Annotated in this window: 19 protein-coding genes; 11 read left to right on the top strand and 8 right to left on the bottom strand. The window is 71.9% G+C overall.

Annotation, left to right across the window (positions count from 1 at the left end; translation table 11 throughout):
• Positions 1-10 precede the first annotated feature (10 nt).
• The 3 genes from KK097_RS10005 to KK097_RS09995 are packed head-to-tail and all read right to left on the bottom strand — an operon-like array spanning position 11 to position 2576.
• The gene (locus tag KK097_RS10005) at positions 11-955 is read right to left on the bottom strand and encodes a hypothetical protein (RefSeq protein ID WP_307858426.1); all 945 of its coding nucleotides are present in this window, start codon (positions 953-955) and stop codon (positions 11-13) included.
• Positions 952-1932: an NAD-dependent epimerase/dehydratase family protein gene (locus tag KK097_RS10000; protein ID WP_214544593.1), complete on the bottom strand. Its 981-nt coding sequence runs from the start codon at positions 1930-1932 to the stop codon at positions 952-954. Before KK097_RS10000 ends, KK097_RS10005 begins: the two co-directional genes overlap by 4 nt.
• Positions 1929-2576: a MerR family transcriptional regulator gene (locus tag KK097_RS09995; protein WP_214544592.1), complete on the bottom strand. Its 648-nt coding sequence runs from the start codon at positions 2574-2576 to the stop codon at positions 1929-1931. The genes KK097_RS10000 and KK097_RS09995 overlap by 4 nt, the downstream gene beginning before the upstream one ends.
• Positions 2577-2885: 309 nt before the next feature.
• On the opposite strand from KK097_RS09995, the gene KK097_RS09990 reads away from it, so the two are divergent.
• The 4 genes from KK097_RS09990 to KK097_RS09975 are packed head-to-tail and all read left to right on the top strand — an operon-like array spanning position 2886 to position 5948.
• Positions 2886-3455, top strand: coding sequence for an alternate-type signal peptide domain-containing protein (locus KK097_RS09990; protein ID WP_214530062.1), 570 nt, complete (start codon positions 2886-2888; stop codon positions 3453-3455).
• A complete protein-coding gene (locus KK097_RS09985; RefSeq protein ID WP_214544591.1) occupies positions 3452-4033 on the top strand; it encodes a hypothetical protein in 582 nt (193 codons plus the stop codon). Before KK097_RS09990 ends, KK097_RS09985 begins: the two co-directional genes overlap by 4 nt.
• Positions 4030-5298, top strand: coding sequence for a ricin-type beta-trefoil lectin domain protein (locus KK097_RS09980; protein WP_214544590.1), 1269 nt, complete (start codon positions 4030-4032; stop codon positions 5296-5298). Before KK097_RS09985 ends, KK097_RS09980 begins: the two co-directional genes overlap by 4 nt.
• A complete protein-coding gene (locus tag KK097_RS09975) occupies positions 5295-5948 on the top strand; it encodes a signal peptidase I (protein ID WP_214544589.1) in 654 nt (217 codons plus the stop codon). Before KK097_RS09980 ends, KK097_RS09975 begins: the two co-directional genes overlap by 4 nt.
• Here KK097_RS09975 and KK097_RS09970 read toward each other — a convergent pair.
• Positions 5854-7035 (bottom strand): epoxide hydrolase family protein, encoded by a 1182-nt coding sequence (locus tag KK097_RS09970; protein WP_214544588.1) that lies wholly within the window; start codon positions 7033-7035, stop codon positions 5854-5856. The two genes, KK097_RS09975 and KK097_RS09970, sit on opposite strands and share 95 nt — an antisense overlap.
• 89 nt (positions 7036-7124) lie before the next feature.
• Here KK097_RS09970 and KK097_RS09965 point away from each other — a divergent pair, with 89 nt between their 5' ends.
• Together KK097_RS09965 and KK097_RS09960 are read left to right on the top strand one after the other, a co-directional pair.
• Positions 7125-7691, top strand: coding sequence for a MarR family winged helix-turn-helix transcriptional regulator (locus KK097_RS09965; protein ID WP_214530058.1), 567 nt, complete (start codon positions 7125-7127; stop codon positions 7689-7691).
• 10 nt (positions 7692-7701) lie between these two features.
• Entirely contained in the window at positions 7702-8622 is a 921-nt protein-coding gene (locus KK097_RS09960; protein WP_214544587.1) for an NmrA family NAD(P)-binding protein, read from the top strand.
• Here KK097_RS09960 and KK097_RS09955 read toward each other — a convergent pair.
• Together KK097_RS09955 and KK097_RS09950 are read right to left on the bottom strand one after the other, a co-directional pair.
• Positions 8591-8905 carry a hypothetical protein gene (locus KK097_RS09955; RefSeq protein WP_214544586.1) on the bottom strand — a complete coding sequence of 105 codons (315 nt, stop codon included), beginning with the start codon at positions 8903-8905 and terminating at the stop codon, positions 8591-8593. The two genes, KK097_RS09960 and KK097_RS09955, sit on opposite strands and share 32 nt — an antisense overlap.
• A gap of 258 nt (positions 8906-9163) precedes the next feature.
• Positions 9164-14626, bottom strand: a complete 5463-nt coding sequence (locus KK097_RS09950) for a discoidin domain-containing protein (RefSeq protein ID WP_214544585.1) — start codon at positions 14624-14626, stop codon at positions 9164-9166.
• A 220-nt stretch (positions 14627-14846) separates the two neighbouring features.
• Between KK097_RS09950 and KK097_RS09945 the strand changes: the two genes are divergently transcribed.
• Entirely contained in the window at positions 14847-16001 is a 1155-nt protein-coding gene (locus KK097_RS09945) for a low temperature requirement protein A (protein WP_214544582.1), read from the top strand.
• A gap of 154 nt (positions 16002-16155) precedes the next feature.
• Here the strand turns inward: KK097_RS09945 and KK097_RS09940 are convergent, their stop codons facing one another.
• Positions 16156-17985 (bottom strand): BCCT family transporter, encoded by a 1830-nt coding sequence (locus tag KK097_RS09940; protein ID WP_250896631.1) that lies wholly within the window; start codon positions 17983-17985, stop codon positions 16156-16158.
• A 328-nt stretch (positions 17986-18313) separates the two neighbouring features.
• Here KK097_RS09940 and KK097_RS09935 point away from each other — a divergent pair, with 328 nt between their 5' ends.
• The 4 genes from KK097_RS09935 to KK097_RS09920 are packed head-to-tail and all read left to right on the top strand — an operon-like array spanning position 18314 to position 23993.
• The gene (locus KK097_RS09935; RefSeq protein ID WP_250893114.1) at positions 18314-19621 is read left to right on the top strand and encodes an ABC transporter substrate-binding protein; all 1308 of its coding nucleotides are present in this window, start codon (positions 18314-18316) and stop codon (positions 19619-19621) included.
• A 25-nt stretch (positions 19622-19646) separates the two neighbouring features.
• Complete coding sequence (locus tag KK097_RS09930; protein WP_214530053.1) at positions 19647-20603, top strand: carbohydrate ABC transporter permease; 957 nt, start codon at positions 19647-19649, stop codon at positions 20601-20603.
• Positions 20600-21508 (top strand): carbohydrate ABC transporter permease, encoded by a 909-nt coding sequence (locus KK097_RS09925; RefSeq protein WP_214544580.1) that lies wholly within the window; start codon positions 20600-20602, stop codon positions 21506-21508. The genes KK097_RS09930 and KK097_RS09925 overlap by 4 nt, the downstream gene beginning before the upstream one ends.
• Before the next feature lie 10 nt (positions 21509-21518).
• On the top strand, positions 21519-23993 hold the full coding sequence (locus KK097_RS09920) for a glycoside hydrolase family 31 protein (protein ID WP_307858425.1): 2475 nt from the start codon (positions 21519-21521) through the stop codon (positions 23991-23993).
• Between the two features lie 65 nt (positions 23994-24058).
• Here the strand turns inward: KK097_RS09920 and KK097_RS09915 are convergent, their stop codons facing one another.
• A complete protein-coding gene (locus KK097_RS09915) occupies positions 24059-25105 on the bottom strand; it encodes a LacI family DNA-binding transcriptional regulator (protein ID WP_214544578.1) in 1047 nt (348 codons plus the stop codon).
• Positions 25106-25126: the final 21 nt, after the last annotated feature.

Here is a 25126-nt window from a genome sequence, read left to right as displayed (position 1 = left end):
CGGCGGTCCGTCAGCGCAGTCGTGTGCCCGCAGTGCTGCGGGCGCGGAGCAGCACGGCCGCGGTGGCAGCCGCGGCCAGCAGGACGAGCGCCCACGCGACGGTGGCGACCATGCCGGCGGGGTGGACCACCGACTGTCCGACCGCGGCCTGCACGGTGAGGAGCACGATACCCGCTGCCCACGCGACGGCGACGACGACCACGATCCGCACCTGCGTGATCGGCTGGGCCAGCCACGGCAGGCGTCGACCCGCGGCGGCGAGGACGAGTGCCACCAGTGGGAGCACCTGCAGGGCGTGCATGCCGATGAAGTGGGCGACCCGGTAGTCGCCCCCGACGGTGCTCCACCCGAGCAGCGGTACCCCGGGGCCGCCATCGGCGATCCCGACCGTGTGGGCGCCGACGATCCCGTCCGGGGCGGCGAGCTGGGTGGGGGTCGGGCCGGTCATGAGGAACGCCACACCGATGCCGCCGAGGGCGATGACGGCACCGGCACGGACGGCGACCGTCAGCGCGGGGGTGGGCAGCCGCAGGAAGAAGAGCGCGATCGAGGTGATGAACGTGCAGAGGTACAGCGTCGTGATCGCCGTCGCCATCACGCCCCAGACGACGACGTGCACGCTGTTCGACACGTTGAAGTGACTCGTGGTGCCGGTCGCGGCGGCCCAGACGATGAGCACCTGTTCCACCACCAGGGCCACGGCCACCACGGTGCCGAGTCGTCGCGCCAGCGTCCGCCACTTCGGCAGGTGGGCGATGAGCCATGCCCAGGTCACGGCGTAGAGCAGGATCGAGAGCGAGAACTTCAGGGGCTTCGTCCACGCCGGCGCCCCCAGGATGGTCTGCGGATCCACGACGAGTCCGACGAGGCAGATCGCGGTGGACACGAGCATCAGGCCGGCCACGGCCATGAGTGCCGCGTGCCACGCCACCGCGCGGCGCACTGCGGCGATCACCGGACCACGCTCCGGGCGTGCAACAGGGCAGCCGCCACGACGTCGGCGGTGGGTGTCGGGTGCAGGCCGAAGGTCCGCTCGAACGCCGACGAGTCGAACACGTACGGCTCGGTGTACTGGTACCGCAGTTCGAGCGTCTCGCGGGCGGAGACGTTGAACAGCGCACCGAAGCGCAGTGTCGCCGACGACATCACGGCGGTGCGGGCCGCCGGGACCCCGGCGAGCTCGACGTACTGCCGGCCGGTCAGCGCCGGGGCGGTCGGCAGGTGCCAGGTGCGGCCCTTCGCGCGCTCGTCGGTGCCGAGGACCACGAGCGCGTCCCCGATGTCGGTCGTCGCGGTGAGGGAGTGCGGCTGGTCGGCGTCGAGCAGCCAGGTCTGGCGCTTGCCGGCGGTGATCCGGTCGAGGACGAAGCCGTTGAAGACGCTCGTCGTCGCCCCTGGGCCGGTGAAGTCGGCGCTCCGACCGATGGTGACGGCCAGTCCGCGGTCGGACGCGACCCGGAGCCGCTCGAGGGCGGCCGCGCGCACGGCACCCTTCCGGCCGGAGGGGTTGATCGGGGTGTCCTCGGTCATCGGCCCGGTGACGCGGCCGTAGGCGTAGACGTTGTCGAGGTACACCAGGTGGGTGCCCTCGGCCAGGGCTGCCTCGACGGTGTTGTCGACGATCCTCGGCCACTGGTCGGCCCAGATCGTCGACGAGTACGGCAGTCCGGCGACGAGGTACGCGACGTCGGCTCCGTGCAGTGCGCGGCGGACGGCGGTGGGGTCGAGCAGGTCGGCGATGACGTGGTCGGCTTTGGCTTTGGCTTCGGCGCTCTCGTTGTCGGCTGCCGTTGCCGTTGCCGTTGCCGTCGCCGTGGCCGCCGGTCGCCGGCCGACGGACACGGCGGCGACGTCGTGCTCGCGGAGGGCTCGGAGCGTCTCGCGCCCGACGACACCGTTGCCGCCCAGGACGACGTGCACCGGAGCGCTCATGCGCCGGCCTCGTCCGTGGTGCTGACCGGGAACAGGTCGTGGGTGGCGTCCTGCTGCGCCAGGCGCCGCAGGCCCGCGAAGAGCGGATCGCCGAGGACGGTGCCGATCACCATCAGCTCCGCCATCGCGGTCCGGCCGTCGCGGTCCTGCAGCGCGGCGACGTCGGCACGTGCCGCGCTCGCCGCTGCCGACACGTAGGCGTCGAGGTAGTCGTCCGGGGCGTCGAAACCGATGGTGCGCAGACCGTCGAGCGCGCGAGCCGCGGTCTCGAGTCCGGGGTTGTCCGACGTCGCGCACCAGCCGGCGGCCGACACCCGTTCCTCGATCCGGGCACGGGCCTCCGGGGTCGCTTCGGACTCGGGTGACCGCGGGGTGGTCATCGCGTACTGGGCGACGGCGAAGACCTCGGCCAGCGGTGCGGCCTCGGCGTCGAGGACGGCCAGGACCTGCTTCGTGACGGCAACCGAGAGCCCGCCGGTCTCCAGGAGCGCCCGCACGAGCCGGACCCGCTCGACGTGCCGGTCGTCGTAGGCGGTCTGGTTCGGCGCCGACTTCTCGCCAGGGGGCAGGAGGCCTTCGCGTTGGTAGTACTTGACGGCGGTGACCGGCGTGGACGCCGCTCGGGCAAGTTCGGATATGCGCACTATCGGAGAGTAACGCTATCCATGTGCGGACCACAAGAGCGCGAACCTGGCAGTCCACCGGTGCATGTGCGCAGACCGGCACGCGGGCCGCTGGCATGTCATACTCAGCGAAGCAGCACGACCGGCCGTCGGCCGGTCCCTGCTCGCAGGGATTCGTCTCCTGCACTTGCCGCTCCCAGCAGGTCGAGCACCACGTCCCCGGTCGATGCGCCGCGCCCCTTCCCCGGCTGCGGCTGCCAGCAGCTCATCGAGCTGTCCGCCCGACGTGGTCGACGCAGATCCGACGTTCGACGTCGCAGAGAGCACACCATGAAGAAGATCATCACCGCCTCGATCATCGGCGCATCCGGCGTGGCACTCCTCCTCGGGGGCGCGGGCACGTTCGCGCTGTGGAACTCCAGCGCCGAGACCGCGGGCGGCACCATCGTCGCCGGAGCGCTCTCGATCAAGCCGACGACACAGACGGCGAGCTGGACCGTCAACGGCGGGTCACCGCTCTCGACCCTGGACGGCTACCCGATCGTTCCGGGCGACGTCGTCACCTACTCGCAGGACATGGTCGTCACCGCGAACGGCAAGGGCCTGAAGGCGACGCTGGCCGTGGACCCGGCCTCGGTCGAGGCCACCTCGACGTCGGCCCCTGCGGACGTGGCACTGGCGAAGTACCTGTCGGCGAACGCGGTGCTGACCGCGAGCGGTGACGGCATCTCCGGTACGGCGGCTCCGTACACGGTCACCGGGCAGACCGGCACCCAGCAGGACATCACGGTCGGCGTGACCATCGCGTTCCCGAAGAGCACCACCGCCGGTGTCGAGGACGGCACGCAGAACGGGTCGGTCGACCTCGACGCGATCGCCGTGACCCTGACCCAGTCGTGATCCGTCGGCGTCGGGGGGCCGTGATGGCCGGGTGGCCGACGGCGACGTTGCTCGCAGTCGCCGTGGTGGGGGTCGCGACGGTCGTCGTGATCTCGACCGGCGGCGGCACGTTCGCACTCCTCGACGCCCGGTCGTCCACCGAACCGGCGACGATCACCTCGGGGTCGGCGGACCTGTCGCTGAGCAGCCTCGCGTTGCCCACGGCACCGCTCTGGCCCGGGGCCACCGAGTTCGGCGTGGTCACCGCGACGAACACCGGCGACGTGCCGCTCGACCTCGACATCGCGATGGGGCGCGTCCCCGTCGCGACCGCCACCGCCTCCGCCGTCCGCAGCGACCTGCGGGTGACGGCCGGACCGGCCGCGTCCGCGTCGGTCTGCCGGTCCGGCGGCGTGCGTCCCACCTGGTCCGGCACCCTGGACTCGACCGAGCCGCGGTCCGCGGGCGTCGCGCTGCGCCCGGGCGCGGCCGTCGTCCTGTGCCTCGCCGTCGCGATGCCCGCCGACGCGGCTGCGTCGCAGCAGGGCCTCAGCACCGACTTCACCACCACCATCAGCGGGACGCAGGCACGATCATGACCGACAGCACGCGGCGCCGACGGGTCCTCCTGCTCGGTGCGACGGCCGCAGCGGTCGTCGCGCTCGAGCTCGTGAGCGGCGGGACCGCCTGGGCCTCGTGGACCGCCCCGGCCCAGGTCGTCCGAGCGACCGCGACCACCGGGTCGGTCGCCGTCGGCATCCGCGGCGGCGAGGGCATCGCCACGACGTACTCCTCGGCCGCCCTGTCGCACGGTGCGACCGTGACGGTCCTGAACTCGGGCTCCGTCCCCGCGACCACCTCGCTCGCACTCAGCGCGACCGCCGGATCGGCGTTGTCCGGCGCGCTGCGGGTCGACGTCTGGCACCCGACGACCGGCAACCCCTGCTCGGGCTCCCCGTCGACCGCTGCGACCACCGGGACCGGCACGACGATCGCACCCGTGGTCGCGTCGCTGGACGCCGGTGGCAGCACCTCGTACTGCGTGCGGACCTCGGTCGGCCAGGGGCAGCGTTTCGACCTCTCCGGAGGCGCGACCACACTCGACGCGACCGTCACCGCCCGGCAGGGGGCCTGGACGGGCACCGCACACGCCCGCGCGACGCAGACGGTCGCCGCCACCGTGACGCCGACGATGCCGTCGAAGGCCGGCGAGACCGACAGCCGCATCGCGCTCACGTGGGGAGCCCCCGCGGACACGGTCGGCATCGGCTGGTACGCCGTCTACCGGGACGGCGTCCTGGTCGGCACCACCCCGGCGTCCGTCCGGTCCTTCACCGACACCGGCCTCCAGGTCTCCACCTACTACGCCTACACGGTCCGCGCGGTCGCCTCCGGAGCCGCGGGTCACGTGTCACCGCCGTCGCCGGGCGTGCAGCACGCCACCGGGTGGTTCACCTCGACCGGCCGGTACGCCCTGCAGAACGACGCCACCGGGAAGTGCATCGCGGCCGGCGGGACCACCTCCGGGTCGCCACTCACCACCACGACCTGCTCGACCAGTGCGACGCAGACGTGGCGGTTCACGCCGGAGGACGCCTGGCTGCGGGTCAGCTCGTCGTCGAACACGTCGCTCTACTGGGACGCCCCGAGCGACCGGTCCGCGGTGCTCCGTCCGGACAACGACATCAGCGCCCAGAAGTGGACGGCCGAACCGGTCGGGGCGGGCAGCGGACTGTTCCGGTTCCGCAACCGGAACGACCTCTGCCTGACGGCGGCGGGCGGGTACGGGACCACGCATGCGATGACCGTGGCGGACTGCGGCACGTCGGGACTCCAGCTGTTCTCCTTCCGGGCGACGTCGTGACGGACACCCTGCCGGAGCCGGAGCCGGAGCCGGAGCCGGAGGCTGCTCGGTGGTCGAGCGGCCTCCGGCTCGCGGGGCAGACCGCCGCGGTCCTGCTCCTCCTGGTCGTCGTGGGCATCGCCGCGCTGGCGATCGTGGTCCCGCGGATCACCGGGTCCGTCCCCCTGACCGTGCTCACGAGCTCGATGGAGCCGGGGATGCCGCCGGGCACCCTCGCCGTCGTGCGTCCCGTGGACCCGGCGGACATCGGCGTCGGCGACATCGTCACCTACCAGATCCGTGTCGACCGGCCCGGTGTGATCTCGCACCGGGTGGTCGCCGTCGCCATCGGCGCGGACGGCCGCCGACTGTTCACCTTCAAGGGCGACAACAACTCCGCGGCCGACCCCGAGCGGGTCGTCGCCGAACAGGTCATGGGCCGGGTCTGGTACTCGATCCCCGGCCTCGGGTTCGTGAACACGACCGTCGCCGGCAACGCGCGCGCCTGGCTCGTACCGACCCTCGGCGCCGCGATGATCGGCTACGCCCTGCTGCTGGGCGTCCGGGCGTTCGCCGTCAACGGAGCCCGCGGAACGTCGCGCGGACGTCGGCGACGAGCAGCTCCGGTTGCTCGAGCATCGCGAAGTGCCCGCCGCGCGCGACCTCGTTGAAGAACACCAGGTCGGTGTAGCGGCGCTCCGCCCAGCGGCGTGACCGGCGGACGTACTCGCCCGGCATGATGCTCAGGCCGACGGGCAGGGTGAGCGGTTCCTCGATGGTGCCGGGCGTGGCCCAGCCGGTGCGGGTCGCCTCCCAGTACATCCGCGCCGAGGACGCAGCGGTGTTCGGCAGCCAGTACAGCATGACGTCGTCGAGGATCTCGTCGAGCGGGAAGAGCCGTTCCGCGTCGCCGTGTTCGTCGTGCGAGCCGCCGACGTCCTGGAACATCGCGTAGATCCACGACGCCAGCCCGACGGGGGAGTCCGCCAACGAGTACCCGATCGTCTGCGGGCGGGTCGACATCTGCTGCGAGTAGGCGGACAGCTGCTGCCAGTAGTACCCGCTCTCCTGCAGCATGACCTGCTCCTCGCGCGAGGCCTCGCGGGCCTCGTCGTCCGTCGGCATGAAGAGCGCCATGTTGAGGTGGACGCCGGCGAGGCCGATGTCCTCGGCGGCCTGGAGGGCGGCGAGCTCGGCGGTGACGCTGGCGCCGAGGTCACCGCCCTGGGCGAACCAGTCCGTGTAGCCCAGGCGGGACATCAGCGCCGACCAGGCCTTCGCGGTGCGGGCGGTGTTCCACCCGGTCGTGGTGGGCTTCCCGGAGAACCCGAATCCGGGCAGGCTCGGGATCACGAGGTGGAAGGCGTCCGCCGCGTCACCGCCGTGCGCGACGGGGTCGGTCAGCGGGCCGATCGCGTGCCGGAACTCCAGGACCGAGCCGGGCCAGCCGTGGGTGAGGAGGAGCGGACGCGCCCCGGGGACCGAGGACCGCACGTGCAGGAAGTGGACGTCGAGCCCGTCGATCCGGGTCGTGTGCTGGCCCCAGGAGTTCAGCAGAGCCTCGGTCCGGCGCCAGTCGTAGGCGGTCGCCCAGTGGTCGACGAGCGCGCGGACCTTCTCGAGGCGCGGGCCCTGCGAGGTGTCGTCGACGGTCTGGGCGTCGGGCCAGCGGGTCGTGAGCAGGCGCTGGCGCAGGTCGTCGAGGTCGGCCTGCGGGGTGTCGATGGTGAACGGGGTGATCGCTGCGGTGTCCGGCATGGGGTCCTCGTGTCTGCGTCGTGAGCGATTCGATCTCGCTTCCAGATGATCTTTGCACAAGACGATCTTGTTGCGGTACGGTCTCCACCATGGACAGTCCGACGCCGACCGATGTGCTCCCCGAGATCGACTGGGGCGCCGAGGGGATCGAGACCGAACTCGGGTGGGCCCTGCCGCTGGCCTTCCAGGGCTTCACTCGGCTCGGCAGTGTGGCGGTCGCCGACGTTCCTGGTGGTCCCCGCGGGTACCAGGTGCTCGTCGCGATCACCACCGAGGAACCGTCGTCACAGCTCGGGCTCGCGCAGCGCCTCGGGATCGACAAGACCCAGATGACCTACATCGTCGACGCGCTCGAGTCGGGCGGGTTCGTCGAGCGCCGCCCGGCCCCGACCGACCGTCGGGTCCGGCAGGTCCACCCCACCGACGCCGGACGGGCCCTGCTCGACCGGACACGATCGGCCCTGCGCGACGCCGAAGGCGTGCTCATGCGCCACCTCGGCGACGACGAGCAGACGACGCTGCGCCACCTGCTGGCCCGCGTCGCACTCGGCGCCCCTGGATCGGCCGCCGCGGACCCCACGTTCCACCACCCCCTCGCCGTCCCGGAGCGATCCCGACGGCGCACCTCGACGACCCCGTCGACCCCCACAGAGTGAGGCCCCGCCCATGACCACCACCATCCTCGTCGCCGGCGCCACCGGCGACCTCGGGCACCGCATCGTCCGCGAGCTCACCCAGCACGACGCCCGGGTACGGGCACTCACCCGTCCGGGCAGCAGGGCCGCCGAGCAGCGCTTCGCCGACGACCCCCGTGTGGACGTCGTCACCGCCGAGTACGGCGACCACGACGCCCTGACCCGGGCCGTCAGTGGTGCCGACGTCGTCGTCTCCGCGGTCAGCGGGACGCGCCCGGTGATCGTCGACGCGCAGCGCGCACTGCTCGCGGCGACCGTCGCCGCCGGGGTCCGGCGGTTCATCCCGTCCGACTACTCGGCCGACTACCGCCGGATCACGCCCGGGACCAACCGCAACTTCGAGCTCCGCCGCGAGTTCGCCGCCGACCTCGACGCCGCGCCGGTGCAGGCGACGTCGATCCTGACCGGCATGTTCACCGACCTGCTCACCGGCGAGGCCCCGATGATCCTGTTCGGCCGCCGGCTCGTGCTCTTCTGGTCGTCGGCGGACCAGGTGCTCGACTTCACCACGAAGGACGACGTCGCCCGGGTCACGGCGCTCGCCGCCCTGGACGACGACGCTCCGCGCGTCATCGAGATGGCCGGGGACCGGGTGACCGCCCGCGACGTCGCCCGCACCGTGAGCGAGCTGACGGGGGAGCGCTTCCGGCTGCAGTGGGCCGGCACCACCGGGACCCTGTCCGCGATGAGCGCCGTCGGCAAGCGCCTGTCGAAGGACCCCGACGAGACGTTCCCGGCGTGGCAGGGGATGCAGTACTTCGTGAGCATGTTCAGCGGGCAGGCGCAGCTGCACCATGTGGACAACGACCGCTACGGCGTGCAGCCGTGGACGAGCGTCCGCGACGTGCTCCGTGCACACCTCAGCGGGCAGGGCCACCCGGCGACGGACTGACGGGCGCGGTGCGCGGTCGTCGGCGGCGGAGCAGGAACGCCAGCCCGACGACGACCGGCACCAGCGCGAGTGCGGCGAGCCAGACGAGCACGTCCCACTCGGGTGCGAGCGGCACGCCGAGCGCGCTCGACGAGGTCCGCCAGACCTGGTCGCCGGGGCCCTCGTGCTCGTCCATCCCCGTGACCGGGAACAGCAGTGCCGTCACGACCGCCCAGCCCACCAGTACCGCGACGGCGATCAGTGTCCACGGTCGCGGACTCGCCGCAGGGTCCGTGCGCGTCATCGGACGACGGCCCTGTCCGCCCCGACCACCCGGAGCCACCACTCGTTCCACCGTGCGCTCCGTCCTGTCCGCCATCGGTGGCTCCACGATGCCGCACGCCGGGCCGGACCGGTGTCTCGATCCGGCAACGACTCGACCGAGCCGACAGGCGGACTGGAGGCCCGGTGCCAGCTGGCACCGGGCCTCCAGTCCGTCAGCCTGTCGCGGTGACCACATCGCTCACGCCACGACGGTCACCGCCACCGGCGGCAGCCGTCGCTACCGGATCTCGAGGTCGTACAGGGAGTAGCCGTACGGGGTCGCCCGTTCGATGCCGTGCACGCGGACGTACCGCCACGAGCCGTCCAGGCTGTGTCGGTCGGTCCCGCCGTCACCGTCGGTCTCGGTGGCGAGGGTCGTCCAGTCGTCGTCGCCCGCGTTCCGGGCCTCGATCCGGTAGGAGCGTCCGAAGGCGTCCTCCCACCGGAGCACCGCGCCGTGCAGGCGGTGCGGTGCGCCGAGGTCGACGGCGAGCCACTCGTCGTCCGTGTGTGCGCTCGCCCAGCGCGAGCCCGGGTCGCCGTCGACGGCGTTGCGTGCGGGGACGCCGTCGCCCTCGTCGGCCGACGACGAGACGGTCGCCCGCCGTGCGAGGTCCGGCGTCGGTTCGCCCTGCGTCGAGTAGACGCGGAGGTCCCAGAGGGAGACGCCGAACTCGGTGTGGCGACGGTCGGCCACGAGCCGGACGAACCGGCCGCTGACCTCGTCCTCGTCGAAGCGGTGGGCCACGTCGCCGCCGGACCCGTGCTCCTCGTCGGCGACGGTGCGCCAGGTGTCGTCGGCGTCGTCACGGACCTGGATCCGGTAGGCGTCGGCGGACGCGGCCTCCCAGTCGAGCTGCACCTGGTCGATCGGCACGACCTGGCCGAGGTCGACGGCCAACCACTCGCCGTCGCGCGCGGCGCTGGACCACCGGGTCCGGCCGTCCCCGTCGACCGCGTTGCCACCGGCCAGGTCGCGCCGTTCGTCGGAGGAGGTGGTGACGGGCTTGCCGGCCGCCACGTCGCGGGCGGGCGAGGGTGCGGTTCCGTCGTCGTCGGTCGCCTCGTCGAGGGTCGTGACGGTGGCCGTTCCGGATGCTCCCGGCACAGTGGCGGTGACCGTTGCGGTCACACCGCCCTCGGTCGCTGCGGTGACGACACCTTCGCCGTCGACGCTGCCGCCACCGTCGACGGTCCACTCCGGTCGGGCCGGGTCGAGCCGTCCGCCGAACCCGTCGTGGTCGAACCCGTACGCGGCCATCCGGACCTCGTCGCTGCGACGGACGGTCGCGGCCCGGGGCGCGACGAGGACGTCCTCGACGTCGACGGTGGAGGCCGCCGGGGTGCCGGACACGTGGACCTCCCAGATGGAGTAGCCGTACCCGGTGAGCCGGTCGGTCAGGTGCAGGCGCACGAACCGGGCGGTCGCCCCGACGGTGACGGTGTCCGCGTCGGGGGTGGTCTTGTCGACCGTGCGGACGTCGCGCCACTCGTCGTCGGCGGTGTCGCGGACCTGCACGACGTACCGTGCGGCAGCGGCGTTCTCCCAGTCCACCTGCACGGTGTCGAGGTCGGTCAGGCGGCCGAGGTCGATCGTGTAGTCGACGTCGTCGACACCGTGGGCGCTCTCCCACCGCGTGCTGCGGTCGCCGTCGACGGCCTTCCCCGCGGTGTTCCCGCCGTCCGTGGAGCTCGCGACGACGTCGGCACCGGCCGCGGCGTCGGGGATCGACGTCACCGAGGCGACGACCGCCGACCCCTCGACACCGCCACCGGTGGCGACGACGTACCCGGAGCCCGCGGCCGTGGTGGTCACGGTGCCGTCGGTGCCGGCGCTCCCGGCGCCGGTGTACGACCAGGTGACGTCGGCGGGCAGGGCCGCCGGGTCGCCGTACTGGTCGTGGCCGGCGGCACGGAACCGCTGCGGCGTCCCGACGACGAGCCGGTCGAAGCCGGGCGTGACGTCGATGCCGGTCAGCACCGGTGCCGGGGCGACCCGGAAGGCGTACGACCCGTGCACGTCGCCGACGGTCGCGGTGACCGTCGCGTGCTCCGCCCGCGCCGAGGCACGGTGCACACCGGCGTCACTGACCGTGCCGGTGTCGGTCGACCAGGAGACGTCGTCGAGCGCGACGGTGGCGCCGTACTGGTCGTAGCCGGTCGCGGTGAAGGTCGTGGTGGCCCCGGGGACGATCGTCTTCGGGTCGCCCTCAGTGCTGACGACGACCTCGGTGAGCCGTGCGTCGAGCTGCGACGTGATCTGCGTCTGTGCCGGGACCGCGATCTGCCCGATCACCTCCGTGCCCTCGTAGACGTCGTAGGTGTGCTGCACGGTGTCCGGGTTGTCCAGCACGTAGCTGATCGTCCCGTCCGGGGCGCGGAACACCTGGCTGAGGGGATCGGAGGTGTGCCGGTCGGTGACCTCGGTGCCGACGGTCCGGTTCGACATCGCCTGGTGGTACACGATGCCGGCCATCGACTGCCCGGTGACGGCCGGGTCGTCGGCTGCCCACAGTGCGGCGTGCACGTCGGCGTAGGTGTCCGGGTCGTACTGCCCGAGGAACCCGAGGACGACGTTGCCGAGGGCGTCACCCATGCCGCTGAACACCCGCGCGGCGTGCTCGGTGTCCGTGCCCGGGGTGTGGTCGGTGAGGTCGACGCCGTACAGCTGGTCGATGGTCGCGGTGTCGGCGCGGAAGTCCTCCACCAGGAACGGCATCAGCGGGGACGGCGTCGGCCAGTCCTGGGGCTTCCGGTCGGCGGTCGGACCGTCGAGCTCGGCGGGCACCAGCGAGTCGGGCAGGTTCTCCGGCGTCCAGTACCGGTCCGGGAACACCACCCGTCCGTCGTCGTCCACGCTCACCAGCAGGGTGTCGGTGGCTGGGACGTACAGCGGGTTCGCCGCGGTTCGCCGGGTGACGTACCCGGGGTGGTTCGCCTCGACCGCGCGGATCGCGTCCTGCAGCTCACCGATCGCGGCCGGGCGGTCGCGGGTGATCTTGACGTCGCCGTAGCTGCCGACGCCCCACCACTTCTTCGTGAGCATCTGGATGCGTGCCGCGTTGCCGTCGGTGACGCCGGCCTGCCCGATGGACTCCGGGCGGGCGGCCATCATCTCGCGCATCAGGGCCTTCGAGAAGCCCGGGTCCCAGCCGAAGTAGTCGAACCACGGGGCGATGGGCATCCACTGGATGCCGAAGATCCACGCGGGGTCGCCGGAGAAGTACGTGGAGTGGGCCTGGCCGGAGTCGAAGAGGATCCCCGCCTGCCCGTGCTCGTACTCCTCGGGGAACGCGCCGTTGCCGTCGTACGACGCCGACGCGGGGTTGCCACGCACGTTCTGCCAGTAGGCGCGCACGGCGGCCCGCTCGGTCACGTACTGCACCGCACCGGCTGCCTGCATCGCGTCGTCGCCGAGGACCGAGCCGAGCAGGAAGAGCCCCGCCTCGGACTGGATCGCCTCGGACGACGACTCCTGGTTGTTGCCACCGGGCGAGGACACCCCGCCGGCGTTGGATCGGCCCTCCCACACGCCGAACGTCCGCATGTGCGGGAACCGGGCGTCGTCGCGGTCCCAGTTCGCGTACTGCTTCGCGACGAGCGTCGCCATGCCCTGGTACTTCGCCGCCCAGTCGTGGTCGACCCGGCCGAGCATGGCGGTCGCGACGGCGAAGTACCCGTAGTGGAAGTGGTTGTCGTTGAACTGGGCCGACCCGTACGAGTCGGCGAACCCGATGAGGGCCTTCCACGTCGGGTACATCGCGAAGAAGTGCTCCGCCTCGCCGTCCGTGTACGTGTACCAGTCGGTCAGGGCGCGCTCGAGGGTGTCCTGCAGCTTCCGGGCGTCCTCGGTGGCGCCGATCTGCCGCGCGATCGTCATGTACTCGGCGAGCTGCAGGACGTCCTTGCCGCCCCAGTACGTGTCGCCGCCGTACGTCGTCTTCGCGGCGTAGTCGTGCAGGTACTCGCGCATGATCTTCTCGGAGTACGGGTCGTCACCGACCGCCTCGGGCGTCGCACCGACCGGGGTGATGCCGGTGAACGCGTAGTCGAGGGTCCAGCCGCCGTGGCCGACCGTGGTCCGCATGGTGCCGCGCGGGGTCTCGTAGGTGGCACCGGTGAACCGCAGGTTCGTGGTGGCGTCGGCGTACTGGTGCTGCAGCCATCCCTGCACGGTGTCGTGGTCGTCGCCCTGCAGGGTGTCGGTGCGGATCGACCACTGCTGGCGGACGTTCGCTGCGGCCGGGTCGTACGAGTACGCCATCGTGGTGTCGCGGGGGACGGCGAACGCGGTGCGGTGCAGGTCGTCGAGCGTCAGACCGCGCTCGGGGACGGCGCTGAGCACCAGGTACGGCGTGCCCGCGGATGCCTCGAGGGCGTTCCCGACGCGGGTGAAGGTCGTCCGGTCCGGAGCGTGCACCCCGAAGACGTGGCCGTCCTGGCGGATCTCGAACCGGTCCGTCGTCACCGGCAGGTCGAGCGGCTCGCCGTCGGCGTCGGTGACCTCGGCGCCGTCCTGCAGGGTGATGCGCGGGGTCATCCCGTGGAACTCGAACCACTCGTACGGCGAGCCCTGCATGCTCGTGACGTCCATGTACTGCCCGCCCGGGCCGTCCTTCGGCATCCGCCAGCTGACGTTCCAGTCACCCCAGCGGAGCGCGTCGGCCTCCTTCGCGGTGAACGTCGTCGAGAAGCGCTCCGCGAGGCCGTCCGGGGCGTCGGTGAGCAGGAGCTGGTCGACCATGACGTGCGCCCATCCGGCACGGAGGTCGTCGACGATCCGCAGCTGCGCGGACTGTCCCCGGTGGTCGGAGACGTCCCAGCTGTCCCAGCGCAGCTGCTCGCCGTCCGTCCCGGTGCTGCTCGCGACGACGTCGCCGTCGATCAGGAGCTGCACGGCTTCGTGGTCGGGGTGCCGGCCACCGCCGACGAGGAACGCCAGGGTGGACCGGTCGATCGTGAAGGTCGGCGAGGTGAGCGTGCCGGTCGCGCCGTCACCGTCTTCGTCGCTGAAGGAGTTCAGGAAGCGTCCGCCGAGCCACCCGGACACCGCGCTCTGCCCGGTGGCCGTGCCGGTGGCGGTCGAGGTGAACGCGTCGCCGGTCGCGGTCCAGCCGTCGGGCAGGCCGTCCTCGAAGTCGGCGAGGGTGCGGTCGCTCGCGTCCGGCGTCGGCTCCACGGTCCCGCCCACCGTCACCGGGGCCTCGAGCCGCATCGCGGTGCCGTCGCTGTTCCACCGCGTCGGGATCGTGACCTTCGTGCCGGCGGCGCTGTTCGAGGACACGAACGGGTACGCCCACATGTCCCCGGAGTACTTGCTGACCAGCAGGTCCGTCCACCACTGGTTCGTCGGCACGGGCTTGCCGGCCTGCGACGGGTCGATGTACAGCTTCTGGCCCAGCGTCTTCCGCACGTCGGCGATGTCGGTGATCTCGTCGGGCGGGGTCGGCGCGTAGGAGCCGGAACCCACCCGCACGCCGTCGGCGGCGGGACCGACGCTGGACGGGCCTCCCGGCTGTTCCTCGGGCGCGACCGCCGCGGCGGACGGCTCGGCCGGTGACCGCGGGGTGTCGGGCGTTGCGGCGTTCGCCGGGGTGACGACGAGCGCCAGCAGCGTGGCGGCGGCCAGCGCGGTGGCGGTGGCGCTGACGGTCGCTGCGCGGAACGACCGGGTGCGGACGGCGGGACGCGGTGAGGTCACCGGGGACTCCTGTCGGAGGGGGTCGGCCGGACACGGCGGTACACGGCCGTGGTCGGCTGGGTCTGGTGGTGCGGGGCCTGCACACGGACTGATCGGCAGCGCCGGGCGAGCCGTCAGCGGTCCGCGTCCTGCGGATGCCGACGCGGACCAGGGAGCGGCGCTCCGAGCCGCGCCGTGCCGCGCGCTGGTGCCGCGACGGGCGCGGCCCTACCGTGAGCCCATGACCACGATCGGACTGCGCCGGATGGTGCCGCGCGACCCCGACCAGCGGCACCGCGCCGCCAGCCCCCTGGAACTGCTGTTCGACCTGGTGTTCGTCGTCGCGGTGGGCTTCGCCGCCACGAACCTGCACGAGATCGAGATCGAGGGACACGTCACCTCCGCCGTGCTGTCGTACGGGCTGGTGTTCTTCTCGATCTGGTGGGCCTGGATGAACTTCACCTGGTTCGCCACGTCGTTCGACACCGACGACTGGCTCTACCGGGTGATGACGTTCGTGCAGATGGCGGGGGTGCTCGTCCTCGCCGCCGGGGTGCACGCGGCGATGGTCGACAACGACTTCACGATCGGCATCACCGGGTACGTCGTGATGCGGCTGGCCCTGGTCGGACAGTGGATCCGCGCCGCCGTCTCCTCCACCCGCTACCGGCCCACCGCCACCCGGCACGCCGTCGGCATCACCGTCGTCCAGGTGCTCTGGGTGGTCTCACTCGCGCTGCCCGACGACGTCTGGCCGTACGCGGCGCCGTTCCTCGTGCTCGCCGAGTTGCTCGTGCCGGTCTGGGCGCAGACCTCGACGGGGACCGCACCGTGGCACACCCGGCACCTGGCCGAGCGGTTCTCGCTGTTCACCCTCATCGTCCTCGGCGAGGGGCTGGTGGCCTCGGCCGGGGCGGTGATCGACGCCCTCTCGGACACCGAGCACCTCGGGGCACTGCTGGCGCTCGCCGGTTGCGGGCTGGTGATCACCGTCGGCATGTGGTGGATCTACTTCTCCCGCGAGCAGCACGCCCACATCCGCTCGCTGCCCACCGCGCTCGTGTTCGGGTACGGCCACTACTTCGTCTTCGCCGCGGCCGGTGCGCTGCCCGCCGGCATCGAGGTCGCGGTCAGCGCCGACGCCGGCCACGTCGAACTGTCGTCCGCCTCGGTCGCCGCGACCGTTGCGGTGCCGGTCGCGGTGTTCGTGCTGTCGATCTGGGCGCTGGCGATCCGGCCGTCGCTGTCGGCCCGGGCCAACGCCGCGGTCGTCGTCCTGACGCTCGTGGTCCTCGCGTCCATCGCGGTGCCGGCGGTGTCGCTGCCGGTCACGGCGCTCGCCGTGGCGGCGGTCGTCGTGACCCTCGAGGTCGCGTCCGCACGGAACGACACCTGACGGGGTGACGGACGGGAGGCACGGTGCCAGCTGGCACCGTGCCTCCCGTCCGTCAGATGGTCGCGTCGACGGCCCGTGCGCGGTTCCGTCTCTGGTGCGAGGGCACGTTCGTCCCACCGAACACGGAACCTCGCACCACACGGCGCGCGCCGCGTCAGCGCTCGGGCTGCTCCGTCGCCGACGTGTCGGCCGATGTCGGACGCGCGTCGAGGCTCGGGTCGACGGCCGGGTCGGCCGAGACCGACTCGGGCCGGACCGGGAAGTCGTCGAGCGCGCCCGCGCCGACCGTCGGCGCTGCGGCTCCGCGGCCACCGCGCACGCGGCTCTTCACCGCGGCCCACGGACGGCCGAGGCCGGACCGTACCGGACGCTCGGTCGGCGCCTCGACCTCGAGTCCGTAGTACGCGCCGACGTGCTCGAGCAGGACCTCGCGCTCGGCCTTGTCGTAGGCACGGCGCTCGCGGGTGAAGGCGATGATCGTCGACCAGCAGGTCAGGATCAGGACGACGCTGAACGGCAGGGCGGTCGTGATCGCGGCCGTCTTCAGCGCGTTCAACCCGCCGCTGAGCAGCAGCGCGACGGCGAGCAGCGCCGCGACACCGGCGAAGAAGACCCGCAGCCAGTTCTTCGGCTCGATGTCACCACCCGACGCGATCATCGCCATCACGAGCGAGCCGGAGTCCGACGAGGTCACGAAGAACACGCCGATGAGCAGGATCGCGCCGTAGGTCAGCACCATGCCGGCGGGCAGGTCACCGAGGACCGCGAACAGCGACCCCTCGATGTCGACCGTGCCGTCCGAGCCGATCAGGCCGCCCGAGCCGTCGGTCTGGCGGTGGATCGCGGTGCCACCGAGGACGGCGAACCACAGGAACGTGAGCGCGGTCGGCACCAGGAGGACGCCGAACACGAACTGTCGGACCGTGCGGCCCTTGGAGATGCGGGCGATGAAGACACCGACGAACGGCGCCCACGACATCCACCAGCCCCAGTAGAAGGTGGTCCAGGCACCCTGCCAGGCCACGCCCTCGGCACCCTGCTGGGCGGTGACGTTGAACGACAGGCCGACGATGTTCTGCAGGTAGGAACCGATCGACTGCACGAAGTCGCGGAGCAGGAACTGCGTCGGCCCGACGATGAGCACGAACAGCAGCAGCGCGGCGGCGAGGATCAGGTTGAAGTTCGACAGGATCTTCATGCCCTTGGTGACGCCGGTGACGAGCGAGACGATCGTGACGGCGGTGATCACGGCGATGATCGCGATCTGGCTGACGAGGCTGCTGTCGGCGATGCCGGCGCTCTCGAGTCCCGCGCCGATCTGGATGACGCCGAGGCCGAGCGAGGTCGCGACGCCGAACAGCGTGCCGACCAGTGCGATCACGTCGATCAGGTTGCCCCAGCCGCCGCGCACGCGGTTGCCGAGCAGCGGTTCGAGGGCCCAGCGGATCGACACCGGGCGACCCCGGCGGTGGATCGCGTAGGCCAGGGCGAGGCCGAGGACGACGTAGATCGCCCACGCGTGCAGGCCCCAGTGCAGGAACGTCTGGGTCAGTGCCTGCTGCGCGAGCTCGTTCTCGCCGCCGGTGACGCCGGGGCGCGGGGAGGCGAAGTGACTGAGCGGCTCGGAGACCCCGTAGAAGACGAGGCCGATGCCCATGCCGGCGGCGAAGAGCAGCGAGAACCACGAACCGGTCGAGAACTCGGGCTCGTCCTGGTCCTTGCCGAGCTTGATGTCACCGAAGCGGCTGAACCCGACGAACAGCGAGAAGCCGACGAAGAACGCTGCGATCAGCACGTAGTACCAGCTGAAGTTCTTGACGATGCCGTCCTGCAGTCCGAGGAACAGCGCCTCGGCGGTGGACGGGGAGATCAGGGTGAACGCCACGAACCCCAGCACGATGACGGCGGCGGGCCAGAACACCCACCGCCGCAACTGCGGTGTGGTCGTGACGGGTCCGGGCAGGGGAGGAGTGGTGCTTGCCATCCGTCCATGGTGCCTGCTCGTGGTTCTGTGCGTTCACGCAGGCGTGTCGCGGGCGCCGCCGTGGTGCGCCCCCGGTGCGCCCCGTGCGAGGTTCCGCACTCGGTGCGGCGCTCCGGCCCTCGCACGGAGTGCGGAACCTCGCACCAGGTGGCGGCGCGCGGCGGTGGACGCGCTGCGCGGCGGACGGGAGGCGCGGGGCGGGCTGGCACCGTGCCTCCCGTCCGTGGGGCGCACCGACCACTGTCACAGGCGATTACAACGTTGACGTACGCTTTACAGCGCTGTAAACAGGAGCCTGCGCGACGATGCGCAACGAGGGAGAGACCCGATGGTGGGAAGCAGGACCGCAACACTCCAGGCCGCGCTGAGCCGGCGGGGGTTCCTCGCGGGCGCGGCCGGTGGCATCGCACTCGGCACCATGGCGCTCGCCGGGTGCGCGACCCCCGGACGCGCAGCCGGTGGTGGTACGACGCTCCGCTTCTACGAGCAGAAGCAGGAGGTCATCGCGTACTTCGACAAGCTGCTGCGGCGGTTCGAGGGGGAGCACGCGGGGTTCTCCGTCGTGCACGACAGCACGGGGGCGATCGCCCCGCAGTTCGTGCGCGGCGAACCCGCCGACGTCGGGTGCTTCAACGACAACCTCGAACTCGCGCGGTACATCTCGCGCGGCGTGCTCAGCGACCTCAGTGACCTGCCGTCGGCGGCGCGCGTCCGCCCGGACATCGACACCCTCACGAACCAGTACGCCAAGTTCGAGGACCGTACGAGCGTGCTGCCGTACTCGCTCGCGGCGGCCGGGGTCATCTACAACAAGCGGATCTTCGCCGAGCACGACCTGCCGGTCCCGACGACGTGGGACGAGTTCGTCGAGGTGTGCCGCACCCTGCAGAAGGCCGACATCACCCCGATCTACGCCACCGACCGCGACACGTGGACGCTCTGGCAGGGCCTGTTCGACTACTCGGTCGGCAGCCTCGTCGACACCGGGTCGTTCTTCCGCAAGATGAAGGCGCTCGGGCCCGACGTCGGCCCCGACTCCGAGGTGTCGTTCGAGCAGGACTTCGCGGTGCCGATGGAGCGCGCGAAGACCATCTCGTCGTTCTTCAACCCCGACCACGCCACCCGGGCCTACGCCGACGGCAACCTGGCGTTCGGCAAGGGCGAGGCCGCGATGTACCTGCAGGGCCCGTGGGCGCTCGGGCAGATCGCGCTCATCGACGAGGATCTGCCCGTCGGCACGTTCGCGCTGCCGGTGTCGAACGACCCGGCAGACCGCAAGGCGCGCGTCAACATCGACCTCGGACTCTGGATCCCGACGGCGTCGCAGCACCCGGACGAGGCGAAGGAGCTCGTCGAGTTCCTCATGCAGCCCGACGTCATCGACGCCTACAACCGCGACAACCTGGCGTACTCGCCCCGCATCGACGCCCCGCCGCAGCAGGACGAGCGTCTCGCCGGACTGCAGCAGTACGTCGACGACGCGGCGTTCTACCAGGGCGCCGGCACCTTCATCCCCACGTCGATCCCGCTCGGCAACTACCTGCAGTCGGCGATCCGGAGCGGGGACTTCACCTCGATGCTGCAGCGGCTCGACTCGGACTGGCGGCGGCTCGCCGGCCGTTCCGCGACGGTCTGAGCCGGACCAGGACACAGGAGCCACCATGACCATGCAGACCCCGCTCTCCCGCGACACCGACCCGGCGACCTCCGGACCGGCGACCGCGGCGTCCCGCACGCACCGTCGTGTGGGTTCCCTCCACCGCACGGAGGGCATGTACTACCTGTTCCTCGTGCCCGCCCTCGTGCTGTTCACGGCGTTCGTCGTCGCCCCGGCCGGCGTCGGCGTCTTCTACAGCTTCACCGACTACCTGGGCTTCGGGCAGTGGAACTTCCTCGGCATCGAGAACTACAAGGCGCTCGTGTCCGACCCCGCGATCCTGGCGTCGTACGGGTTCACGCTCGGCTTCGCGGTCGTCACCGTCATCGTGACGCAGGTCGTCGCGCTGTCCCTGGCGATCGCCCTGGCGAAGAAGATCCGGTTCGCCGCCGGGCTGCGCTCGATCTTCGTCATCCCGATGGTGATCTCGGGGATCATCGTCGCCTACGTGTTCAACTTCCTGTTCTCGAACACCGTGCCGGCCCTGGCCACGAGCGTCGGCTTCGGCCCGCTCGAGCAGAGCATCCTCGGTGACCCGAACCTCGCCTGGCTCGCGATCGTGATCGTGTCCGCCTGGCAGACCGTGCCCGGCGCGCTCCTCATCTACACGGCGGGCCTCACGTCCATCCCCGAGGAGCTGTACGAGGCCAGCTCGCTCGACGGGGCGACGGGCTGGAAGCAGCTGCGCGCGATCACGCTCCCGCTGCTCGGCGGCTTCATCGTCATCAACACCGTGCTCGGTGTGAAGGGCTACCTCGGCGCGTACGACGTCATCGTCGGCCTGACCAACGGCGGCCCCGGCAGCGCGACGAGCAGCGTCGCGATGACCATCTTCGGCGGCTTCACCGGCGGCGACTACGCCTACCAGATGGCGAACGCGACCGTGTTCTTCATCATCACCGTCCTCATCTCCGTGCTGCAGCTCGCGGCGACCCGCGGAAGGAATCTGCGACTCGCATGACCGCCATCGACACACGACCCCCGACCGACACCCGCGCGGTGACCACCGGCGGCTCCGGCTCCGGCCGCGGCCACCGCCGACGCCTCGGCGGCACGAACTGGACGCTCACCGTGGTCCTCGGCCTCGCGTCGCTGACCGTGCTCGTCCCGCTCTACGTCACCCTCTCGATGGCGTTCAAGACGACCGAGCAGTCCGTCGACGGCAACGCGCTCTCGCTGCCGTTCCCGCTCAACCCGGGCTCGTTCGCCGAGGCCTGGCAGCTGACCCGGTTCCCGGTGTCCTTCTCGGTGTCTCTGGGCGTCGCGGCGCTCACCGTCGTCGCGACGCTGCTGCTCAGCTCGTTCGCCTCGTACGCGATCGTCCGGAACTGGCACAAGCGGTTCTTCCGGTACTCGTTCGTCTACCTGCTCGCGGCGATGTTCCTGCCGTTCCCGGTGGTGGCGCTGCCGCAGATCAAGCTGACCGCCGAGATCGGGCTCGACAACCCGATCGGCGTCGGGATCCTGCACGCCATGTTCCAACTGTCGTTCAGCGTGCTGCTCTACTCGGCGTACCTGCGCTCGATCCCGGTGGAGCTCGAGGAGAGCGCCCGGATCGACGGGGCGTCCACGTGGCAGATCTTCTGGCGGATCATCCTGCCGCTCCTCGGTCCGATGAACGCGACGGTCGGGATCTTCGCGTTCCTGGCGTCGTGGAACGACTTCATGATGCCGTCGCTCATCACGGCGGACCCGGGGTTGCAGACCCTGCCCGTGGTGCAGAACATCTTCCAGAGTCAGTTCGGCACCAACTACAACGTCGCCTTCGCCTCGTACCTGATGGCGATGGCGCCCACGATCATCGTCTACCTGTTCGCGCAGCGCTGGGTCATCAGCGGCGTGACGCAGGGTGCGGTCAAGAGCTGAGAGGCACCACGTGAGCACCACCAGCACCGACACGACCAGCAGCACCGGCACCGGCACCGTCCTGCCCACCATCCGCCCGTTCCCCGGCTCGGACCCGGTCGCCGACCCCGCGGCCGTCGTCAGCGGCGGCCACTGGCGCATCACCGTCCTCGACGCGGGGGCGTTCCGCGTCGAGTGGAGCGACGACGGCGGGTTCGAGGACCGCGCCTCGACCTTCGCGATGCGCCGCCGGCTGCCCGTCCCGGCGTTCACCGTGGAGCACACCGGCACCGGCGTCGTCGTCACCACCGACCGCGCCCGCCTGCGCTACGACGGCCGCCCGTTCAGCCCCAGCGGCCTGGTCGTCGAGACCACCGGCCCGGACGCCAACCGCTGGCGCTGGGGACAGGAGCCGCGCGACCTCGGCGGCACCGGTCGCACCCTCGACGACGTGGACGGCCGGATGCCGCTCGAGCCGGGGATCCTGGCGCGTGACGGCATCACCGCGCTCGACGACAGCGAGTCGTTCCTGTTCGCCGACGACGGCTGGATCGGCACGCGGGTCCCCGGTCGCCGCGACGTCACGGTGTTCGCCTACGGCCGCGATTACGACGCTGCGCTCCGCACGTACCACGCCGTGTCCGGGCCGCCCTCGCGGATGCCGCGGTGGGCGCTCGGCAACTGGTGGAGCCGGTACCACCCGTACAGCGACACCTCGTACCTCGAGCTGCTCGACCGCTTCGCCGACGAGCAGCTGCCGTTCTCGGTCGCCGTCATCGACATGGACTGGCACCGGGTCGACTCGGTGCCGCCACGGTTCGGCAACGGCTGGACGGGGTACTCGTGGGAGCCGTCGCTGTTCCCGGACCCCGAGGCCTTCCTCGCCGAGCTGCACCGCCGGGGGATGCGCACGACCCTGAACCTGCACCCGGCCGACGGCGTGCGGGCGTTCGAGGACGCCTACCCCGCGGTGGCGCGGGCGATGGGCGTCGACCCGGACACCGAGCAGCCGATCCCGTTCGACCCGACGGACCGTCGGTTCCTGCAGGCCTACTTCGAGCAGCTGCACCGCCCGCTCGAGGAGCAGGGCGTCGACTTCTGGTGGATCGACTGGCAGCAGGGCCGCGAGACCGGGCTGCCCGGCGTCGATCCACTGTGGCTGCTCAACCACTTCCACCTGCTCGACTCCGCACGACACGCGCCGTCGGGCGGAGACGCAACCGCGGACGCAGAAACCGCCACCACCGCCGAGGCAACCGCAGTCCCGGCCCCCGTCGACGGCATGACCTTCTCGCGCTACGCGGGCCCGGGCAGCCACCGGTACGCCGTCGGGTTCTCCGGTGACGCCGTCGTGTCCTGGGCGTCCCTGGCGTTCCAGCCCGAGTTCACCGCCACCGCCGCGAACATCGGCTACCCCTGGTGGAGCCACGACATCGGCGGACACACCCGCGGCGTCCGCGACGACGAACTCGCCACCCGGTGGGTGCAGTTCGGGGTGTTCTCGCCGATCATGCGACTGCACTCGGCGAACAACCCGTTCATCCGCAAGGAGCCGTGGGTGTTCCCGGCCGAGGCGCGCGCCGCGATGGGGGAGGCGCTCCGCTTCCGCCACCGCCTGGTGCCGTACCTGCACACGATGAACCACCGCACCGCCGAGGGCACTGCCCTGGTCCGCCCGCTCTACCACCTGGAGCCCCGCCGCGACGAGGCGTACCGGGTGCCGAACACCTACGCCTTCGGGTCCGAGCTGCTCGTCGCCCCGATCGTCGCCCCGCGCGACCCGGTCAGCCTGCACGGAGTGGCCCGGGCCTGGCTGCCGCCGGGCACCTGGACCGACGTCTTCACCGGCACGGTGTACGCCGGTGACCGGTTCGTCGACCTGCACCGCACGCTCGACACGGTGCCGGTCCTGCTGCGCGCCGGGGGTGTGCTGCCGCTCGCCCCGGAGGACCAGCTCGACGCCACCGCGAACCCGACCGCGTTCGAGGTCCTCGTCGCCCCCGGCGCCGCCGGGTCCTTCACCCTGGTCGAGGACCGCGAGGGCGACGGTGACCACGGTGCGGAGACCCGGCTGACCTGGGACCCCGACCGCGCCGAGTTCCGGGTGCACGCCACGACCGGTGCCCTCGACGTCGTCCCCGCCCACCGCGAGTGGCGGATCACGTTCCTCGCGGCTCCGGCCGACGGGCAGGAGACGTCGGCGCGGTCCGCCGACCGGTTCTCCGTGGACCTGTCGGTGGATTCGGCGTCGGGCGGCTCGGTCACGCTGGTCGGCGCACCCGTCGTCGGGGTCGATGCGCGCGACGCCGTGCGGCGGGCCCTCGAGGGCGCGCAGGCCGGCAACCCGGAGAAGCTCGAGGCGTGGGAGGTCGTGGCGAAGGACCTGCCGCGCGCCGACCGCATCGTCGAGCTCGGCACCGTGGGCCTGCCCGACGCCCTCCGGGACGTCGTCGTCGAGCTGCTCGGCAGCGTGCACCCGGGGGAGTCGGCGCCCGCGGGCCGCTGACGGAGAACGACGGGGACGAGGCCGGGAGGCCCGTGGCGGCGCCGCCACGGGCCTCCCGTCCGTCGTCAGGCGCCCTGGTGCGCCGCCCGGTCGGACGTGCCGTCCGCGTACGGCGCGCTCTCGCCGACCAGCAGCCGGTGGCCGACCGTGACGAGGCGGCCGGGTACGTCGGATCCGTCCATCCGCTCGACCAGCAGGTCGAGCGCGGTGTCGGCGAGCGCGACCGTGTCGGGCGCGACGGAGGTCAGGCTCGGCACCAGGCTCGACCCGAGCCCGATCGCGTCCCACCCGACGATCGCGACGTCGCCGGGCGCGTCGAGGCCGCGCAGGCGCATCGCCCGGAGCGCGCCGAGCGCGGCCAGGTCGTCACGGCACAGCAGGCCGTCGACGCGGAGCCCGGCGTCGAGCGCCGCGCCGAAGGCGAGCTCGGCGCCCGCGGCGTCGCCGATCTCGCGGGGGACCAGGAGTGCGTCGTCGAACGGGAGGCCGGCGTCGAGGAGGCCCGCGCGGTAGCCGTCCAGACGCAGTCCGGACGTGCGCGACGACGGTCCGGTCTCGTGCCCGAAGAACCCGATGCGCCGACGGCCGAGCGCCACGAGGTGTGCGACCGCCTCGGCGGCTGCCCCGGCGTTGTCGATGACGATCTGGTCGGCGTGCGGGGGCCGGACGTCCTCGCCGAGGAACACCACGGCCGTGTCCCCGCGGATGCGGTCGATCGCCTCCGGCGTGAGCACCTGCGGGTGGATCACCACGCCGTCGACCATGCCGGCCTCGCGCCCCCGCACCGCCGAGCGCTCACCGTCCGGGTCGCCGCCGGTCTCCTCGAGCAGGAGCTGGTAGCCGCGTTCGGCGCAGACCCGCGAGAAGACGTGTGCGAGCTCGGCGAAGTACGGGCGACGGAGATCCGGGAACGCGAAGGCGAGCATGTTCGAGCGACCGGTCGCGAGTGAGCGGCCCGAGACGTTCGGCCGGTAGCCGAGCTCGTCGATCGCGGCCTGCACCCGGCTGCGCATCGGGTCGCTGACGTGCCGGTAGCCGCGGACGACGTTGGACACGGTCTTCATCGACACGCCGGCGTGTGCGGCGACGTCCTGCAGCGTGACCTTGCCCATCCGCTCACCGTAGCGGGCGGA

This window comes from Curtobacterium flaccumfaciens, from assembly GCF_018598405.1.
GTDB lineage: Bacteria > Actinomycetota > Actinomycetes > Actinomycetales > Microbacteriaceae > Curtobacterium > Curtobacterium aurantiacum.
Note: the sequence above shows the minus strand (reverse complement) of the source record. Positions and strands in the feature narration are given on the sequence as shown.

Excerpts from the sequence above, each read along its gene's own strand:
- KK097_RS10000 (WP_214544593.1), bottom strand. The coding sequence starts at position 1,932 with ATGAGCGCTCCGGTGCACGTCGTCCTGGGCGGCAACGGTGTCGTCGGG.
- KK097_RS09990 (WP_214530062.1), top strand. The coding sequence starts at position 2,886 with ATGAAGAAGATCATCACCGCCTCGATCATCGGCGCATCCGGCGTGGCA.
- KK097_RS09980 (WP_214544590.1), top strand. The coding sequence starts at position 4,030 with ATGACCGACAGCACGCGGCGCCGACGGGTCCTCCTGCTCGGTGCGACG.
- KK097_RS09970 (WP_214544588.1), bottom strand. The coding sequence starts at position 7,035 with ATGCCGGACACCGCAGCGATCACCCCGTTCACCATCGACACCCCGCAG.
- KK097_RS09965 (WP_214530058.1), top strand. The coding sequence starts at position 7,125 with ATGGACAGTCCGACGCCGACCGATGTGCTCCCCGAGATCGACTGGGGC.
- KK097_RS09960 (WP_214544587.1), top strand. The coding sequence starts at position 7,702 with ATGACCACCACCATCCTCGTCGCCGGCGCCACCGGCGACCTCGGGCAC.
- KK097_RS09955 (WP_214544586.1), bottom strand. The coding sequence starts at position 8,905 with ATGACGCGCACGGACCCTGCGGCGAGTCCGCGACCGTGGACACTGATC.
- KK097_RS09945 (WP_214544582.1), top strand. The coding sequence starts at position 14,847 with ATGACCACGATCGGACTGCGCCGGATGGTGCCGCGCGACCCCGACCAG.
- KK097_RS09940 (WP_250896631.1), bottom strand. The coding sequence starts at position 17,985 with ATGGCAAGCACCACTCCTCCCCTGCCCGGACCCGTCACGACCACACCG.
- KK097_RS09935 (WP_250893114.1), top strand. The coding sequence starts at position 18,314 with ATGGTGGGAAGCAGGACCGCAACACTCCAGGCCGCGCTGAGCCGGCGG.
- KK097_RS09930 (WP_214530053.1), top strand. The coding sequence starts at position 19,647 with ATGACCATGCAGACCCCGCTCTCCCGCGACACCGACCCGGCGACCTCC.
- KK097_RS09925 (WP_214544580.1), top strand. The coding sequence starts at position 20,600 with ATGACCGCCATCGACACACGACCCCCGACCGACACCCGCGCGGTGACC.
- KK097_RS09915 (WP_214544578.1), bottom strand. The coding sequence starts at position 25,105 with ATGGGCAAGGTCACGCTGCAGGACGTCGCCGCACACGCCGGCGTGTCG.